The organism is Micromonospora sp. NPDC127501 (genome assembly GCF_040302185.1).
In the GTDB taxonomy this organism is placed as follows: domain Bacteria; phylum Actinomycetota; class Actinomycetes; order Mycobacteriales; family Micromonosporaceae; genus Micromonospora.
Genome location: NZ_JBEORJ010000013.1, coordinates 19,194 through 35,593 on the forward strand (window position 1 = coordinate 19,194; position 16,400 = coordinate 35,593).

The 16,400-nt window shown below is 73.1% G+C and carries 12 protein-coding genes; 5 read left to right on the top strand and 7 right to left on the bottom strand.

Translation table 11 applies throughout. The features are described 5' to 3' along the window. Nucleotide 1 precedes the first annotated feature (1 nt). Complete coding sequence (rph, locus tag ABTW72_RS26055; protein ID WP_091393564.1) at nt 2-727, top strand: ribonuclease PH; 726 nt, start codon at nt 2-4, stop codon at nt 725-727. Beyond that, complete coding sequence (rdgB, locus tag ABTW72_RS26060; protein ID WP_350862738.1) at nt 724-1,341, top strand: RdgB/HAM1 family non-canonical purine NTP pyrophosphatase; 618 nt, start codon at nt 724-726, stop codon at nt 1,339-1,341. The genes rph and rdgB overlap by 4 nt, the downstream gene beginning before the upstream one ends. A gap of 31 nt (nt 1,342-1,372) precedes the next feature. On the opposite strand, the gene hutH is transcribed toward rdgB, so the two are convergent. The 6 genes from hutH to ABTW72_RS26090 are packed head-to-tail and all read right to left on the bottom strand — an operon-like array spanning nt 1,373 to nt 9,233. Continuing rightward, nucleotides 1,373-2,911 (bottom strand): histidine ammonia-lyase, encoded by a 1,539-nt coding sequence (hutH, locus tag ABTW72_RS26065; protein ID WP_350862741.1) that lies wholly within the window; start codon nt 2,909-2,911, stop codon nt 1,373-1,375. After that, nucleotides 2,908-4,095, bottom strand: coding sequence for an imidazolonepropionase (gene hutI, locus ABTW72_RS26070; RefSeq protein ID WP_350862744.1), 1,188 nt, complete (start codon nt 4,093-4,095; stop codon nt 2,908-2,910). The genes hutH and hutI overlap by 4 nt, the downstream gene beginning before the upstream one ends. Beyond that, nucleotides 4,092-5,459: a formimidoylglutamate deiminase gene (locus tag ABTW72_RS26075; protein WP_350862747.1), complete on the bottom strand. Its 1,368-nt coding sequence runs from the start codon at nt 5,457-5,459 to the stop codon at nt 4,092-4,094. The genes hutI and ABTW72_RS26075 overlap by 4 nt, the downstream gene beginning before the upstream one ends. After that, nucleotides 5,450-6,652: an allantoate amidohydrolase gene (locus ABTW72_RS26080; protein ID WP_350862750.1), complete on the bottom strand. Its 1,203-nt coding sequence runs from the start codon at nt 6,650-6,652 to the stop codon at nt 5,450-5,452. Before ABTW72_RS26080 ends, ABTW72_RS26075 begins: the two co-directional genes overlap by 10 nt. 53 nt (nt 6,653-6,705) lie before the next feature. Then, nucleotides 6,706-8,364, bottom strand: a complete 1,659-nt coding sequence (gene hutU, locus ABTW72_RS26085) for a urocanate hydratase (protein WP_350862753.1) — start codon at nt 8,362-8,364, stop codon at nt 6,706-6,708. A 17-nt stretch (nt 8,365-8,381) separates the two neighbouring features. Then, nucleotides 8,382-9,233 (bottom strand): MurR/RpiR family transcriptional regulator, encoded by an 852-nt coding sequence (locus ABTW72_RS26090; protein ID WP_091393544.1) that lies wholly within the window; start codon nt 9,231-9,233, stop codon nt 8,382-8,384. A 132-nt stretch (nt 9,234-9,365) separates the two neighbouring features. On the opposite strand from ABTW72_RS26090, the gene ABTW72_RS26095 reads away from it, so the two are divergent. Together ABTW72_RS26095 and ABTW72_RS26100 are read left to right on the top strand one after the other, a co-directional pair. Further along, a complete protein-coding gene (locus tag ABTW72_RS26095; RefSeq protein WP_350862756.1) occupies nt 9,366-10,970 on the top strand; it encodes a DUF6541 family protein in 1,605 nt (534 codons plus the stop codon). Nucleotides 10,971-11,111: 141 nt separating this feature from the next. After that, a complete protein-coding gene (locus ABTW72_RS26100; protein ID WP_350862759.1) occupies nt 11,112-13,052 on the top strand; it encodes a trypsin-like peptidase domain-containing protein in 1,941 nt (646 codons plus the stop codon). Here ABTW72_RS26100 and ABTW72_RS26105 read toward each other — a convergent pair. Continuing rightward, nucleotides 13,049-14,077 carry an acyltransferase family protein gene (locus ABTW72_RS26105; protein WP_350862762.1) on the bottom strand — a complete coding sequence of 343 codons (1,029 nt, stop codon included), beginning with the start codon at nt 14,075-14,077 and terminating at the stop codon, nt 13,049-13,051. The two genes, ABTW72_RS26100 and ABTW72_RS26105, sit on opposite strands and share 4 nt — an antisense overlap. Nucleotides 14,078-14,220: 143 nt before the next feature. Between ABTW72_RS26105 and ABTW72_RS26110 the strand changes: the two genes are divergently transcribed. Beyond that, on the top strand, nt 14,221-16,398 hold the full coding sequence (locus ABTW72_RS26110; protein WP_350862765.1) for a sialate O-acetylesterase: 2,178 nt from the start codon (nt 14,221-14,223) through the stop codon (nt 16,396-16,398). Nucleotides 16,399-16,400: the final 2 nt, after the last annotated feature.

Genomic DNA, 16,400 nt, shown 5'->3' on the forward strand with positions numbered 1-16,400 from the left:
CATGGCGCGACCTGACGGGCGAGGGCCCTCTCAACTTCGACCGGTGACCCTGACCCGAGGCTGGAGCACGCATCCGGAGGGCTCGGTGCTCGTCGAGTTCGGCGGCACCCGGGTGCTCTGCACGGCGAGCGTCACCGAGGGGGTGCCCCGCTGGCGCAAGGGCTCCGGGCTCGGCTGGGTGACCGCCGAGTACGCGATGCTGCCCCGGGCCACCAACACCCGCTCCGACCGGGAAAGCGTCAAGGGTCGGGTCGGTGGCCGTACCCACGAGATCTCCCGATTGATCGGCCGCAGTCTGCGGGCCAGCATCGACCTCAAGGCGCTCGGCGAGAACTCGATCGTGCTCGACTGCGACGTGCTCCAGGCCGACGGCGGCACCCGCACAGCCGCGATCACCGGCGCGTACGTCGCCTTGCACGACGCGGTGGGCTGGCTTGCCGCCCGCAAGTCGTTGGCCGGCAAGCCGGAGAAGGTGATGCACCGCTCGGTGGCCGCGGTCAGCGTGGGGGTCATCGCCGGGGAGGCCCGGCTCGACCTCTGCTACGAGGAGGACGTCGCCGCCGAGGTGGACATGAACGTGGTGTGCACCGGCGCGGGCGACTTCGTCGAGGTGCAGGGCACCGGCGAGGCGGGCGTGTTCGCCCGCGACCAGCTCGACGCCCTGCTCGACCTGGCCGTCGCCGGCTGCGCCGAGTTGGCCGAAGCCCAACGGAAGGCACTCGCATGAACAAGGTCCTGCTCGCCACCCGTAACCGCAAGAAGCTGGTCGAGCTACAGCGGATCCTGGACGGCGCGCTCGGCGCGCACCGGATCGCCCTGCTCGGGCTGGACGACGTCGAGCAGTACGCGGAGCTGCCGGAGACCGGCCTGACCTTCGGCGAGAACGCGCTGATCAAGGCGCGGGAGGGCTGCCGCCAGAGCGGGCTGCCGACCATCGCCGACGACTCCGGGCTCGCGGTCGACGCGCTCAACGGCATGCCGGGGGTGTTCAGCGCCCGCTGGTCCGGCCGGCACGGCGACGACCGGGCCAACCTTCAGCTGGTGCTGGACCAGATCGCCGACGTCCCGGACGAGCAGCGCGCCGCCTCGTTCGTCTGCACCGTGGCGTTGGTGCTGCCCGGCGGCAAGGAGCACCTCGTCGACGGCCGGCAGTCCGGGCGGGTGCTGCGGGCGCCGCGCGGTGACGGTGGGTTCGGCTACGACCCGATCTTCCTGGGCGACGGGCAGGACCGGACCAACGCGGAGCTGACCCCGGCGGAGAAGGACGCCATCAGTCACCGGGGCAAGGCGCTGCGCGAGCTGGCCAAACTGATCGCCAAGGTGCTGCCGCCCGCCGCCTGACCCGCGGCGGACGACAGCGACCCGCCGGAGATCAGCCCAGCGGGCCGACCTCCCGTTCGATGGCGGCACGCAACTCCGGCCCGGCGACGACGGCGCGGGCCGCCTCCATCACCGGGGCGAGGAACACGTCCGGGCCGGGCTCGCCGGCTGCCGCACCGAGCGCGGCGACGGCCGCCCGGCCGGCCGGCGACGGCTCCAGCGGGGCGCGCAGTTGGAGGCCGCGTACGCCGGCCAGCAGCTCCACAGCGAGCAGGCTGGTCAGGTTGTCCAGCACGGTGCGCAGCTTCTTGGCCGCCGCCCAGCCCATCGAGACGTGGTCCTCCTGCATTCCGCTGGTGGGCAGCGAGTCCACCGAGGCGGGGGCGGCCAGTCGACGGTTCTCGGCGACGATCCCGGCCGCCGTGTACTGGGCGATCATCAGCCCGGAGTTGACCCCGGCGTCGGGGGAGAGGAACGCCGGCAGTTCCCGGGAGCGGGTGACGTCGAGCAGCCGGTCGACCCGCCGCTCGGCGATCGCGCCCACCTCGGCGGCGGCGATGGCGAGGAAGTCCGCGGCGAAGCCGAGCGGCGCGCCGTGGAAGTTACCGGTCGACTCGACCCGGCCGTCCGGCAACACCACCGGGTTGTCCACCACGGACACCAGCTCCCGGCCGGCGACCGTACGGACGAAGTCCAGGGTGTCGCGGGCCGCGCCGGCCACCTGCGGCGCGCAGCGCATCGAGTAGGCGTCCTGCACGGCGTGGGCCAGGTCGTCGCGGTGCGAGTCCATCACCCGGGAGTCCTGCAACAAGCGGTGGATGTTCGCCGCCGACGCCGCCTGACCGGGGTGCGGCCGGATCGCGTGCAGCTCGGGCAGGAACGGCCGCTCCGAGCCGAGCATCGCCTCGATGGCCAGCGCTGCCGTCACGTCGGCCATGGCGAACAGGTGTGCTGCGTCGTGGATGGCCAGCAGCAGCATGCCGAGCATGCCGTCGGTGCCGTTGATCAGCGCCAGCCCCTCCTTGGCGGCCAGCTCGATCGGCTTGAGCCCGGCGGCGGTCAACGCGTCGGCCGCGTCCTGCCGCTCACCGGCCGGGCCGAGGACCCAACCCTCGCCGAGCAGCACCAGCGCGCAGTGCGCCAGCGGCGCCAGGTCACCGGAGGCGCCCAGCGAGCCGTGCTCCGGCACCCAGGGGGTGATGTCGTGGTTGAGCAGGTCGACCAGGGCCTCCGCCACCAGCGGTCGGACCCCGGATCGGCCGAGGGCGAGGGACCGCACCCGCAGCAGCATCATGGCCCGGACCACCTCGCGCGGCATCGGGGCGCCCACCCCGGCGGCGTGCGAGCGGATCAGCGCGTGTTGCAGCTCGGCCCGCCGCTCCGGGGCGATGAAGGTGTTGGCCAACGCGCCGAACCCGGTGGAGACCCCGTAGACGGGACGTCCCGACGACTCGATGCCGTCCACGATGGCGCGGCTGGTCGCCATCGCGTCGATGGTGGCCGGGGCGAGGACGACCGTGGAGGTGCCGCGGGCCACCGCGAACACGTCGTCGGCGGTGATCCCGGTGGGCTGGATGGTCACGTTCGTCATTGCGGAACTCCGTTGCGTATTACCTGGCGGATCAGGGGGACACCGGGCCGGTAGGCCAGGTGCAGGTACGACGGCGCGTCGAGGACGACCAGGTCGGCCCGCGCGCCGGGGGTGACGACACCGATGTCGTCGCGGCGCAGCGCCCGCGCGCCACCGGCGGTGGCGGCCCAGACCGCCTCCGCCGGGGTCATCCGCATCTCGCGGACCGCGAGGGCCACGCAGAACGGCATCGACGAGGTGTACGACGAGCCGGGGTTGCAGTCGGTGGCCAGCGCCACCGTGACACCGGCGTCGAGCAGCCGGCGGGCATCCGGGTAGGGCGAGCGGGTGGAGAACTCCGCGCCGGGCAGCAGGGTCGCCACCGTGCGGGTGCCCGACCCGTCGCCGTGGGCCGTGTCGGCCAGCGCGGCCACGTCGGCGTCGCTCAGGTGGGTGCAGTGGTCGACGCTGGCCGCGTCCAGTTCCACGCCCAGCTGCACCCCGGGGCCGGGGCCGAGCTGGTTGGCGTGCAGCCGTACGCCCAGCCCGGCGGCCTGACCGCAGGCCAGGATGGCGCGGGCGTGGTCCACGTCGAAGGCGCCCCGCTCGCAGAACACGTCGATCCACTTCGCGTACGGGGCGGCGGCGGCGAGCATCGGCCCGCAGACCAACCCCACGTAGTCGTCGGGGCGGTCGGCGTACTCGGCGGGCACCACGTGCGCGCCCAGGAAGGTGGTCTCGGTGCTGGTCTCGGCGGCGATCCGCAGCGAGCGGGCCTCGTCGGCGACGGTCAGGCCGTACCCACTCTTGATCTCCATGGTCGTGGTGCCCTGGCGCAGCGCCTCTCCGCGCAGCCGGCGCACTGTGGCCCGCAGCTCCTCGTCGGTGGCGGCCCGGGTCGCACCGACAGTGGTCCGGATGCCGCCGCCGGTGTAGGGCTGACCAGCCATCCGGGCGGCGAACTCGGCGGCCCGGTCCCCGGCGAAGACGAGGTGGGCGTGGCTGTCCACGAAACCGGGCAGCACGGCGGCCCCACCGGCGTCGACGTGATGGTCGGCGGCCGGCGCGTACGCGGACGGTCCGACCCAGACCACCCGGCCCTCCTCGACCAGCACGGCGGCCTTGCGGCGGATGCCGAGCGGGCCCTCGCCGGCACCGTTGGTGACCAGCTCCCCGATGTTGTCGACCAGCAGGCTGCCGCTCATGCGGGCGTCACCGCCTCGATCGCGGACGACAGTTCGGCCGGCACGTCGACTGTCAGGTGTCGGCCCTCGGCCACCACCACCCGGCCGTCCACCACTACCTGCTCGACGTCCGCCGCACCGGCGGCGAAGAACGCGCCCACCGGCGGCACCCCGGCGGTGCGGGCGCTGTCCAGGCGTACCGTCACCAGGTCGGCGTGGGCGCCCACCGCGATCCTCCCGGCGTCGGCCCAGCCCAGCGCGGCGTGCCCGGCGACGCTGGCCGCGTTCAGCAGGTCGAGCGGCGCGAAGTGACCACGCCGGCGGGTACGCAGCCGCTCGTCCAGCTCCACCGCCCGGGCCTCCTCGAACAGGTCGATCACGGCGTGGCTGTCGCTGCCGAGGCTCAACCGGATGCCCGCGTCGGCCATCCGCCGGGCCGGGCCGATGCCGTCGGCGAGGTCCCGCTCGGTGGTCGGGCAGAGGCACACCCCGGTCCGACTGTCGGCGAGCAGGGTCAGATCGGCGCTGGTGGGGTGGGTGGCGTGGACGGCGGCGGTGTGCGGCCCGAGCACGCCGTGCTCGGCGAGCAGCGCGGTGGGCGTACGCCCGTGCACGGCCCGGCACTCGTCGTTCTCGGCGGGCTGCTCGGAGAGGTGCACGTGCAGCGGGGCCTGCCGCTGCCCGGCCCAGTCGGCGACCGTGCGCAACTGATCGGCCGGGACGGCCCGCACCGAGTGCACGGCCGCGCCGACCCGGGCGTGCGGGTCCGTCGGCTGGAAGGCGGTGGCCCGCTCGGCCCAGCGGCCCGCGTCGCCGTCGCCGAATCGGCGCTGCGGCCCGGCGAGGGGCCGACCGTCCACGCTGGAGGTCAGGTAGCAGGTGTCCAGCACCGTCAGCCGGATCCCGGCGTGCGCGGCGGCCTCCACCAGCGCCGCGCCCATCGCGTTCGGGTCGTCGTACGCGCCGCCGTCCGGACGGTGGTGCAGGTAGTGGAACTCGCCCACGCAGGTGATCCCGGTCAGCGCCATCTCGGCGTAGACGGCCCGGGCCAGGGCGAGGTAGGTGTCCGGGTCCAGCCGGTCCGCGACGGCGTACATCTGGTCCCGCCAGGTCCAGAAGTCACCCCGCCCACCGTGGGTACGCCCGCGCAGCGCCCGGTGGAAGGCGTGCGAGTGCGCGTTCGCGAGGCCCGGCAGGGTGAGGCCGGGCAGCGGTACCGCGTCGGCGTGCACCTCGACCCCGGCCGGTGGCCTGCTGCCGGGGGTCAGCGGCGTCACCGCCGTGATCCGGCCGTCCTCGACCTCGATCAGCACGTCGGGGGTGGGTTCGGCGTGCTCGGGCAGCCAGGCGTACTCGGCGAGCCAACGGGTCGGTGTCACCGGCATGTCAGCTCCTCCAACACCCGGGCCAGCGCCCGTACCCCGGCCGCGCAGTCGTCGTCGGTGGCAGCCTCGGCGGGGGAGTGCGAGACGCCGGTCGGGTTGCGCACGAAGAGCATCGCGGTGGGCAGGTACGCGGCGAGCACCCCGGCGTCGTGCCCCGCCCCGGTGGGCAGCACCGGCGCGTCGAGCAGGGTGGCCAGCCGTTCGGCCAGCCCGCCGTCGAAGGCGACCACCGGGGTGGCCGACTCCTCGGTGACGGTCACCGTCGTACCGTCGCGGCGGGCCCGCTCGGCGAGCTTGCCGCGTACCGCGTCGACCAGCCCGGTCAGCGTCTCCGGGTCGGCCGCACGGGCGTCCAGCCAGCCGGTCACCTTCGACGGGATCGCGTTGGTGGCGTTGGGTTCGACGGCGACGCGGCCCACGGTGGCGTGCGCGCCGCGCAGCCGGGCCTCCTTGTTGGCCGCCAGCACGGTGAACGCGTAGGTCAGCATCGGGTCGCGGCGGTCGGCCATCCGGGTGGTGCCCGCGTGGTTGCCCTCGCCGACGACGTCGAAGCGCCACCGCCCGTGCGGCCAGATCGCGCTGGCCACCGCGACCGGCGCGTCCGTGTCGACGAGCGCGCGGCCCTGTTCGACGTGCAACTCCACGAAGGCGCTGAACCGGCCCAGCAACTCCGGGCGGGCGCCCGCCGGCCGGTCACCGAGCGCCTCGGCGAAGCTCACCCCGGCCGCGTCGCGCAGGCCGGCCGCGCGTTCGGCCGCCAGCGCCCCGGTGAGCAGCCGTGACCCCAGGCACGGTACGCCGAAGCGCGCCCCCTCCTCCTCGACGAAGGCACCCAGCACCAGCGGCCGGCCGGGAGTGACGCCCGCGGCGCGCAACTCGTCCACGGCGAGGAACGCGCTCACGATGCCGAGCGGCCCGTCGTACGCCCCGCCGTGCGGCACCGAGTCGAAGTGGCTGCCGGTGAGTACCGCGTCGGACGCCTCCGGGTCACCCCAGTGGGCGAAGAGGTTGCCGTTGCCGTCCTCGGTGACCGGCATGGCACGGCGCTCGGCCTGCGCCCGGAACCAGCCGCGCAGCTCCCGTTCCGGCTCGGTCAACGCGTACCGCAGATAGCCGCCGCTGTCGGCGTCGCGCCCGATCGGCGCGATCTCGTCCCACAGCGCCCGGAACCGGGCGGACAGGTCGTCGGTCACGGCACCTCCGTCGTTCGCGACTGCGGGGCTCCGCTGCGCTGCACTCCTCGCGCTCACGCAGGCCCCTGCTCCGTCATCGGGACCCGGACCCCGGTGCGATCGGCGACCTCGCGGGCGCTCTCGTAGCCGGCGTCGACGTGCCGGATGACGCCCATCGCCGGGTCGTTGGTGAGCACCCGCTCGATCTTCTGACCGGCGAGGGCGGTGCCGTCGGCCACGCACACCTGTCCGGCGTGGATCGACCGGCCGATGCCCACCCCGCCGCCGTGGTGAATGGACACCCACGAAGCACCGCTGGCCGTGTTGACCAGGGCGTTGAGCAGCGGCCAGTCGGCGATGGCGTCGGAGCCGTCGGCCATCCCCTCGGTCTCCCGGTACGGGCTCGCGACGCTGCCGGTGTCCAGGTGGTCCCGGCCGATCACCACCGGGGCGGAGAGTTCGCCGGAGGCGACCATGTCGTTGAACCGCACGCCCGCCCTGTCCCGTTCGCCCTGACCCAGCCAGCAGATCCGGGCCGGCAGGCCCTGGAAGGCGACCCGCTCACCCGCCAGCTTGATCCAGCGGGCCAGCGACTCGTTCTCCGGGAACAGGTCGAGGATGGCCCGGTCGGTGGCCGCGATGTCGGCCGGGTCGCCGGAGAGCGCCGCCCACCGGAACGGGCCCCTGCCCTCACAGAACAACGGCCGGATGTAGGCGGGCACGAAGCCCGGGAAGTCGAAGGCGCGCTGGTAGCCGCCGAGCTGAGCCTCACCCCGGATCGAGTTGCCGTAGTCGAACACCTCGGCGCCGGCGTCGAGGAAGCCGACCATCGCCTCGACGTGCTTCGCCATCGACGCGCGGGCCCGGTCGGTGAACTCGGCCGGCTTCGCGGCGGCGTAGTCCCGGGCCTCGGCCAGCTCCACCCCCACCGGCAGGTACGCCAGTGGGTCGTGCGCGCTGGTCTGGTCGGTCACGATGTCGATCTCGACGCCCCGGCTCAGCAGCTCCGGGAAGACCTCGGCGGCGTTGCCGACCACGCCCACGCTCAGGGCCCGGCGCTCCCGCTTCGCGGCGCGGACCCGGGCGATCGCGTCGTCCAGGGAGTCGGCGACCTCATCCAGGTAGCGGTCGTGCACCCGACGGTCGAGCCGGGTGCGGTCCACGTCCACGACCAGGCAGACGCCGCCGTTCATGGTGACCGCGAGTGGCTGCGCGCCGCCCATTCCGCCGCAGCCCGCGGTCAGCGTCAGCGTGCCGGCGAGGGTGCTGTCGAACCTCTTGGCGGCCACCGCCGCGAACGTCTCGTAGGTGCCCTGGAGGATGCCCTGGGTGCCGATGTAGATCCACGAACCGGCTGTCATCTGCCCGTACATTGTCAGGCCGAGCTGTTCGAGGCGGCGGAACTCCGGCCAGGTCGCCCAGTCGCCGACCAGGTTCGAGTTGGCCAGCAGCACCCGGGGCGCCCACTCGTGGGTGCGCATGACCCCGACCGGGCGGCCCGACTGCACCAGCATCGTCTCGTCCTCGCGCAGGTCGGTCAGCGTGCGGACCAACGCGTGGTACGACGGCCAGTCCCGCGCCGCCTTGCCGGTGCCGCCGTAGACCACCAGGTCGTCGGGGCGTTCGGCCACTTCGGGGTCGAGGTTGTTCATCAACATCCGCAGGGCGCCCTCCTGCTGCCACCCGCGGGTGGTGAGCTGGCTGCCCCGTGCGGCACGAATGGGCTGGGTCATCTCTGTTTCTCCTCCGGTCAACCGAGGAACAACTGTCGGCGGGCCGCGGAGGCTTCGAACGCCTCCAGTCGGCGCTGGGTGTCGGCCGGCGCGGCGTCGCAGATCGCCTGCAACAGCACCATGGCCAGGGTCATCGGGGCGGTGTGCAGGTCGAAGACGAGCTGCGCGCCGACCGCGGCGGCGAGCACCACGTCGGCGTGCTCGGTGGCCGGGCTGACCGGCGAGTCGGTGATCGCCACCACTGTCAACCCGGCGTGGCGGGCGTCGCGCAGCGCGTCCAGGGTTTCCCGGGGGTAGCGGGGCAGCACGAAGGCCAGAACGGCCGACGCCCCGGCCTCGGCCGCCTGCTCCAAACGGTCGGTGAGCAGGCTGCCGCCGTCGTCGAGGACCCGTACGTCCGGGTGCACCTTCGCCGCGAAGTAGGCGAAGTACGCGGCCAGCGGAGCGGCGGCGCGCAGGCCGAGCACCGGCAGTGGACGACTCTCGGCGAGCAACCGCCCGGTCTCGGCGATCCGGTCCCGGTCGGCGAGCTGACCGGCCAGTCGGTCCAGGTTGCCCATCTCCGCGCGTACCGCCTGCTGGAGTTCGTTGCCGGCGTCCGTCGATCCGCCCGGAGTCGAGCCGGTGAGGTCCCGCAGCCGGCGGCGCAGCGCCGGGTAGCCGTCGTGGCCGAGCGCGACGGCGAACCGGGTGACCGACGGCTGACTCACGCCGGCCAGCTCGGCGACCTCGGCGGCGGACAGGTACGCCACGCCGGGGGCGTGCTGCACCAGACAGTGCGCGATTCGGCGCTGGGTGGGGGTGAGCCGCACCCCTTGGAACAGGTCGAGCACCCGGTCAGCGGGTGCCGCGACAGCTCCTTCATTCATGAGCTGACTCTATGCATAGAAACTTTCATAGACAACCACCTCGGGTCACCCCCGCCCCCCGTTCCGCCGTCGCGACTCGTAACATGCGGGCGGCCAGCGTGAGCAGGATTCGCGTCGTCGGAAAGGAGCGCCGTGGTCGCAGTCGAGGACGCCCCGCCCATCCGCGCTTCTCGTCCGGTCCCTTCTCGACGCGTCCGGGCGGCGGTCGGGGAGACGGTGCCGGTCATCGCGCTCGTCGGGGCCTTCTTCGTCGTCAACGACATCCGGTCGTGGCTGACGGCCCAGTACTGGGGCGACGAGGCGTGGGTCGCGCTCTCGGTCCGCTTCCCCCTCGCCGACCTGCCGGTGACGACCTCGTCGAGCCCGATCGGGTGGAGTTTCCTGCTCCGACTGGTCCCGGACATCGACCACCTCCGGGTCGTACCCCTGGGTTTCCAACTGCTGACCGTGATCGCGGCGTATCTGCTGGGCCGCTCGCTGGCGTCCGAGCGGGCGCAGGGCTTCCTCACCGGCGTCGTCACCGGGCTCGCGGTCCTGCTCCTTCCGGTCCAGCAGACCCGTCACGACCTGAAGCAGTACACCGCCGACGCCGCCGTGGCGGTCTGCCTGCTCGCCCTCGCCACCTGGACGGAACGCTCCTGGTCTCGGCGACGACTCGCGGTGGTGGTGGCCGCGGTGGGCCTGGGCATGCTGCTGAGTCACACCACCGCCATCGTCTCGGTCTGCGTACTCGGCGGGCTGCTGCTCTCCGTCGCCGTGCGCCGGGAGTGGGCGAGGACGGTCGAGGCGACCGTCGCCGGCCTGGTCGCCGGCGCGCTCGTCGCCGCCGTCTACTTCGGAGTGTCCGCCCGGGGTAACAGCGATGCCATGCGGGACTACTGGGACGCCTTCCTGCCGAGCGTCTCCGAACTGCCCGCGCACCTCGTGCGGCAGATCAAGGCCCTGTCGCCGATGCTCGGCGCACCCGTGCCGATCCTCGCCGTCCTCCTCGTGCTGGGCGTCCTCACGCTGTTCCGACGCGGACACGCCGCCCCGGCAATCGCCGTTCTCCTCCTGCCGTTGGCGGCCATCGGGCTCGGCGTCGCGGGGATCTACCCCCTGCTCGACCCGCGCACGTCCCACTTCCTGATCGTGGTGGCGGGCCTGGTGGCCGGCATCGGCATCGTCGGTCTGGCCGACCTGGCCGTCGCCCTGGTCCGCCGAGGGCTGCCCCGGCTACCACCGGGCGTGGTGGCCGCCGCGACCTGCGCCGTCCTGCTCGCCAGCTTCGCCGCCGTCAACCACCGCTGGTACCGCACGGACGGCAACGAACCCGGGGTCTGGCAGGCACATCAGGCCATCACCGACATCGGGTCGTCGACCCGGTACGTCGCGGCCCACAAGGGGCCTCACGACCTCGTCGTGGTCAGTGGGCCCGCCTGGTTCGGGTTCACGCTCTATTCCGACAGGGATCCGCTGAAGCTGGTCGCGCCGGTCACCGGCACCGTCGGTTGGACCCTCACCATGCCCACCCGCACCGATGTGATCCTCCCGAAAGCCGCCGATGTGCCGTCCATCAAGGACGCCCTCGACGAGATTCTGGCCCGGGCCGCGAAACGGCCGCCCGGCACCCGGGTCTGGCTGGTCCGCACGTACACCCACCCGAGTGAGCCGGTGTGGCAGGCGGCGCTCGCCGACTATCGCGTGCAACGCGTCACGTCCGGACCGGAGCCAGTGGTCGTGATCAGCAAAAGGTGACGGAGGCGACGAACTGACGGGTGACCGCCGGGCGACTGACTGTGGCACCGGTCGGTACCATGCGCCTGGCGGTCGAGCGGAGGAGTTGGCATGCAGCCGGAAGGCCCCTACAGGTTCACCCACTTGCTGGGCGGTTCACCGGTGGGTAAGGCCTGGGCCGCCATCGACGAGCAGGGCCGGTTCGTGAGCGTGGCCGTGCTGGACGCGACGGTAGCCGCCGCCCCCGGTTGGCGGGAGGCGTTCGCCGAGGTCGCGAACGCACTCGCCCAGTCACCCGACGGGCCCCCGATCACGTACGCCGACTTCTCGGCCGCCGCGCCCTGGGTGGCGTACGCCGCCGAGGCCGGGCCCGCCCCGGAGAAGCTGTTCCGCGCGCTCGGCGTTGAGTACCAACCGGTGCCCGCCGCCCCCCGACCCGTCTCCGCCCCTCCCCAGCCGGTCTCCGGCGTCCCGCAGCCGGTGTCCGGCGTCCCGCAGCCGGTGTCGGGTGTGCCACAGCCGGTGTCCGGTGTGCCGCAGCCCGTGTCGGGCGCGCCGCAGCCGGTCGTCGACATGCCGCACGCCCCGTGGGCGGTGCAGTCGGCCGCAATCCCGAACCAGCCGCCGGCCCACCCCGTCTCGGCCGCGCCGGCGTCGAGTGCACCCGCCTCGCCCGCGGGGCCGGCCGGCCACGACGTCGCCCCGACGCCGGCCACCGTGTCGGGCCCACCGGCCGACGTGCCCCCGTTCGACCCGTACGCCGCCCCGGTGCGACGGATCAAGCCCTCGGCGCCGCCCAAGCGGCGTACCGGCCTCTGGGCTGGTGTGGCCGCGCTGGCCCTGGTGGCCGTGGTCGGTGGCGGCGCCGGCATCTACGCCCTCAGCTCCGACGAGCCCGGCGAGCCGGAAACCCCGCCGACCGCCACCTCCAGCGGCTTCCCCGCCGCGACCCCGCTCGCCCCCGGCCTCAAGCCCTGGGCGCAGGCCGCCCTGCGCAGCCCCGAGGAGCGGGCACTGGCCGTGGCCGGGCCGTCCATGGTCTTCGTGGAGGTCATGTTCACCGGGTACGTCCGCAACAAGGCCGGTGGCGCCCTGCTGGACAAGGCCCCGGTGACCTTCAGCCGGCGCTGTAGCGGCGTGGTCGTCCAACACGAGGGCTACGTCCTCAGCAACAGCCAGTGCGTGCAGCCCACCCCCGACGTCCTGGTCGGGGGTGCCCTGAACGCCGTGGCCAACCGGCTCGTCGCCGAGGGCACCTTGCAGGCCAAGGACATCAGCACCTACACCCGCAGCCGGTTGAACACCTCGGTCCTGACCGGCGCGAATGCCGGCGATCAGCCAGAGAGCCGGCTGTACGGGCAGCTCAATATCGCCAAGGGCGAGGTGACGGACAGCCCGGCGATCGCCGGCACCGTCGTCCGGGCCCTCCCGATCGAGGCGGGAAACGTCGCCCTGATCAAGCTGGAGCAGAAGAACCTGCCCACGTCGGAGCTGAACACGTCGGCCAGCGTCAACCCGGACACGTCACTGCTCGTCCTGGGCTACGGCACCACCGACACCAGCTTCCGCGCCGCCACCTACACGGTGCTGTCGAAGACGGTGACCGTGACCGGGATCGACTCCTCGACCCCGCTGAACCCGTACCGGATCAATGAGGATCTCGGGCTCTATTCGCGCGGCGGGATCGCCATCGACCCGAGCGGCCGGGTGGTCGGCATGCTGGACAACGACGTTCTGCGGCCGGACAAGGCGAACCGCCTCGTCGTGCCGGTCTCCGCCATGACCGCCCTACTCCAGGCTGCCGGCGTCACCAACGCGCTCGGCAAGGCCGACAACCAGTACCGCAGCGGCCTCGACGCGTACTTCGCTGGCGACGAGTCGACAGCCATCGCCCGGTTCGACGAGGCCGCGCGGAACTCCCCGACCAACCTGCTGGCCCAGTCGTACCGACAGGCGGCCATCGACAGCCGGGGACCCGGCGACGATTCAGGCGGGTCGAGCTGGGCCGTGCCGGTGATCGCCGCGGCCGGAGGCGCGCTCGCGGTGGCCGTCGCGGTGGCGGTGGCGATGCTCCTGGCGCGGCGGCGCAACAGCCGTTTCTAGTGCGTCCGGGCGGCGCCGGGCCGAGCCGCCACGCCGCTGGCGGTCCGCGCGGAGCCGCCGATCCGGGTGCCGGCCAACCACGGGCCCAGCGGCGTGCTGATGACGATCCACGCGAACGCCCAAGGGACCACGAGAGCGGCGACCAGGTCGACCACCCCACCGGATCTGGGCGTCTTCAGCACCCACAGGATGCCCGCGTGACTCAGCACGACGGCGATGCCGCAGCCGGCCAGTCGACTGATCACCCGCGACGCCCGCACGCCGATGCGCAGGTCGAGTTCCTCCGCGAGCCGGATGAGACCGACGCTGATCAGGATCGCGGTCAGCACCCCCAGCACCGGGGAGCCGAAGTCCCCGGCCTTGAGGTCCAGGTCCCGGTTGAGGCCGAGGAGCACGAAGCCGACGCCGATCGAGAGTGACGCCGCACCGGCGCTGGCCGGGAGGCGCGGGCGGAGTCGCCGCAGCAGCCGCCCGGCCAGCACGAAGACCAGGCACGCCGGGACCAGGAAGAGCCCGAGCGGGCCGGCGGTGACGACGCCGGGCGCCAGGTACGCGGTCACCAGGCCGACCACCGCGACCGTCCAGGCGACCGCGGCGGGGAACCGCTCCAGCCACCGGAACGCGACCGCCGCGATGAAGAGCACCGAGACGAACCAGAAGGCGGAGAACGGTCGGACCGCAGCCGTGCCGCCGTAGAGCGCGTCACCGATGGTCCCCGGTGCGACCTGGCCTGTCGCGGCGTCCGCGGCGAGCAGTGCCGCGACCAGGATGAGGAACCACGCCACGTAGGGCACGCCCAGGGTCTTCCACCGCTTGCGCAACTCCCCGCCGAGCGGTCGACCGGGCGACCAGAAGTAGCCGGTGAGGACGAAGAACACGGGCACGTGCCAGGTGTAGATGGACGCGCGGGTCAGGCTGTCGCTCCAGACGTGGCCCGCGACAACCGCGGCGATTCCGACAATCCGGAGGAGGTCGACACCGGCGGAGCGGTTACCCGCCGCCGTTGTCGTGCTCGTTGCGGCCATGGCGGGCATCATTTCAGACAGCGGGACCGACCCACGCCCCGGATCGGCACCGGTTCGGCCGGCGGTCGTGCCGGCGTCGTCGGGTATGGCGCATCGCCTAATCTGGGGCACGACACGCTGCCCACACTGTGGAGGTTCTCCGGGTGTCTCGTCCCCACCCTCCGTGGGCCCGCCTCCGATCGGTCCCCCGACCGGCCTGGATCGGCTTCGGCGTGGTCGTCCTGCTCCTGGCGGCCGTCCCCGTGCTCGGCTGGTCGCCGTCGCGGACCGGCTCACCGGACGCGGCCTGGTCGGCAGCCGACGCGGACACCCCGCCGCCCGTCGCGCCCATCGACGGCACCACCTGTGCCGCCAACGCGCACGGCATGGCCGGCTTCACCCCGGTCAGTGCCCTCGACCTGCCCGAGCGCAACGACCCCAAGAGGCCGCTTGCCCTCTCGTTCGACCGGACCGGCGCGGTGGCCGGCGGGTTCGACCGGATCGGCTACTGCCTGGAGTTGACCGGCCCCACGGGTACGCAATGGGTGTGGACCGCCATGTCGCCGTTCACGGCCGACGCCCGACGCCTCGGCCCACCGACCCGGGCCGGTCAGATCGTCCGGCAACGGATCGCCGATCTGGAGGTAGCCACCAACGCGCCGGGCCTGGCCACCGGCACCGGTCTCACCGGTTACCTGGAGATGTGGCCGAACAAGTACGGGCCGGTCAACTCCGGCCAGGTCCCCGGCGCCGCCGCCGACCGGTTCGACGCCGACGACGACGTGTACTCGTCGATCGGGTACGGCTCCTTCCAGGTGCACACGGTCGCGGCCACCCGCCCGGCCACGTCGGCCCCACAGACGGTTCTCGCGGTCAACGGCTTCACCTCGGACGTCCAGCCGCTGTCGGTGGGCATCGGGACCGCCCCCACCGGTCAGCCCGACTGGACGTCCGCCGGTAACGCCGGGACGTACACCAAACGTCGGCTGACGGTCTACGCCCGCGCCTCGGTCCTCACCGTCGGTCAGCACCCTCGGGATCGGCAGCTGTACCCCCGGGACGCGGCCGGCGGCGCGGTCGTGCCGGTGGCCGGCAAGGCGACCGACCCACGGGTCAAGGCGGTACGCCTCAAGGTCGTCAGCGGGGCTGACGCCTGGGACGAGACGGTGCCCGTGGGGGCCGGCGGTGAGTTCGCGTTCCGGCAGCGGATCACCGCCGCACTGCGGGAGTACCGATTCGAGTTGCACGTGCTCGGCGACGGCGTCGCCCGACGGGCCGCCCTGTGGGAGGGCGTGGTGTCCGGCGACGTGTACGTCATCCAGGGCCAGTCCAACGCGGTGGCGGCCAGTTACCGGGGATCGTCGATCGGAGAGGAGTCCCCGTACGTCCGCAGCTTCGGCTCGACCACCGGGGACCGGGTCCTCTCCGGCGCGGACCGTACCTGGAACTACGCCGTCTCGGGTACGGTCCGGCAGCCCGGCTCGGTCGGCCAGTGGGGGATCCGTGCGGCCCACCGACTCATGGACACCTACCAGGTGCCGGTAGCCGTGATCAACGGCGCGGAGAGCAGCAAGGTGGTGTCGTTCTTCCAGCGCAACGACGGCAACCCCGGTGACCTGCGCACCAACTACGGCCGGTTGCGGCAACGGCTCACTGCCGCCAACGTCATCGGTGAGGTGCGCGGCGTGTTCTGGTACCAGGGTGAGGCCGACAACAACGACGCCATCGGGCATGTCGCCGGGTTCACCGCGTTGCTGACCGACTGGCGCCGGGAGGTGGGGTTCCGGGTCGACGGTGGCAGCCGGTACTACGTCATCCAGGTCGGCAGCTCGCCGTGCGGGGACACTTCCGGCGGGCCGCTGCGGGAGGCGCAACGACGGATGGCCGACACCCTGAAGGTGACGCTGCTGTCCACCAGCGCTCTGACCGGCCGGGAGGCGTGCCACTTCGCCTGGGAAGGGGGCTACCGCGAGTTGGGTGATCAGGCGTTCGCCGTGCTGGCCCGCGACATCCACCGCGGCCCCGGCGAGGGCGTGTCTGCCCCGAACCCTCGGTCGGCCGCCTTCACCGACGCTCGGCGTACCCAGGTGGTGGTTCAGCTCCGTAGCGTTGACCCGCTGACCGTCCGGGTCGGCGCGGGCACCGACTTCACGATCGACGGCAGCACCGCCACCGTCACCGGCGTCGAGTACCGCGAGGGAGGGCGGCTCGTGCTGAGCCTGTCCGGCCCGGCCGACGGCGCAACCGGGCTGAGTTACCGGGGCGACGCCGGGCCCTGGTGCGTCAACGCCACCGGGGTCGGTCTGCTGGCCTTCAAGGGCCTGCCGATCGGTGCTGCCTAGTC

Bases quoted from the DNA above. Each gene is read 5' to 3' on its own strand.
- rph (WP_091393564.1), top strand. From the start codon at position 2: ATGGCGCGACCTGACGGGCGAGGGCCCTCTCAACTTCGACCGGTGACC.
- rdgB (WP_350862738.1), top strand. From the start codon at position 724: ATGAACAAGGTCCTGCTCGCCACCCGTAACCGCAAGAAGCTGGTCGAG.
- hutH (WP_350862741.1), bottom strand. From the start codon at position 2,911: ATGACGAACGTGACCATCCAGCCCACCGGGATCACCGCCGACGACGTG.
- hutI (WP_350862744.1), bottom strand. From the start codon at position 4,095: ATGAGCGGCAGCCTGCTGGTCGACAACATCGGGGAGCTGGTCACCAAC.
- ABTW72_RS26075 (WP_350862747.1), bottom strand. From the start codon at position 5,459: ATGCCGGTGACACCGACCCGTTGGCTCGCCGAGTACGCCTGGCTGCCC.
- hutU (WP_350862753.1), bottom strand. From the start codon at position 8,364: ATGACCCAGCCCATTCGTGCCGCACGGGGCAGCCAGCTCACCACCCGC.
- ABTW72_RS26090 (WP_091393544.1), bottom strand. From the start codon at position 9,233: ATGAATGAAGGAGCTGTCGCGGCACCCGCTGACCGGGTGCTCGACCTG.
- ABTW72_RS26105 (WP_350862762.1), bottom strand. From the start codon at position 14,077: ATGGCCGCAACGAGCACGACAACGGCGGCGGGTAACCGCTCCGCCGGT.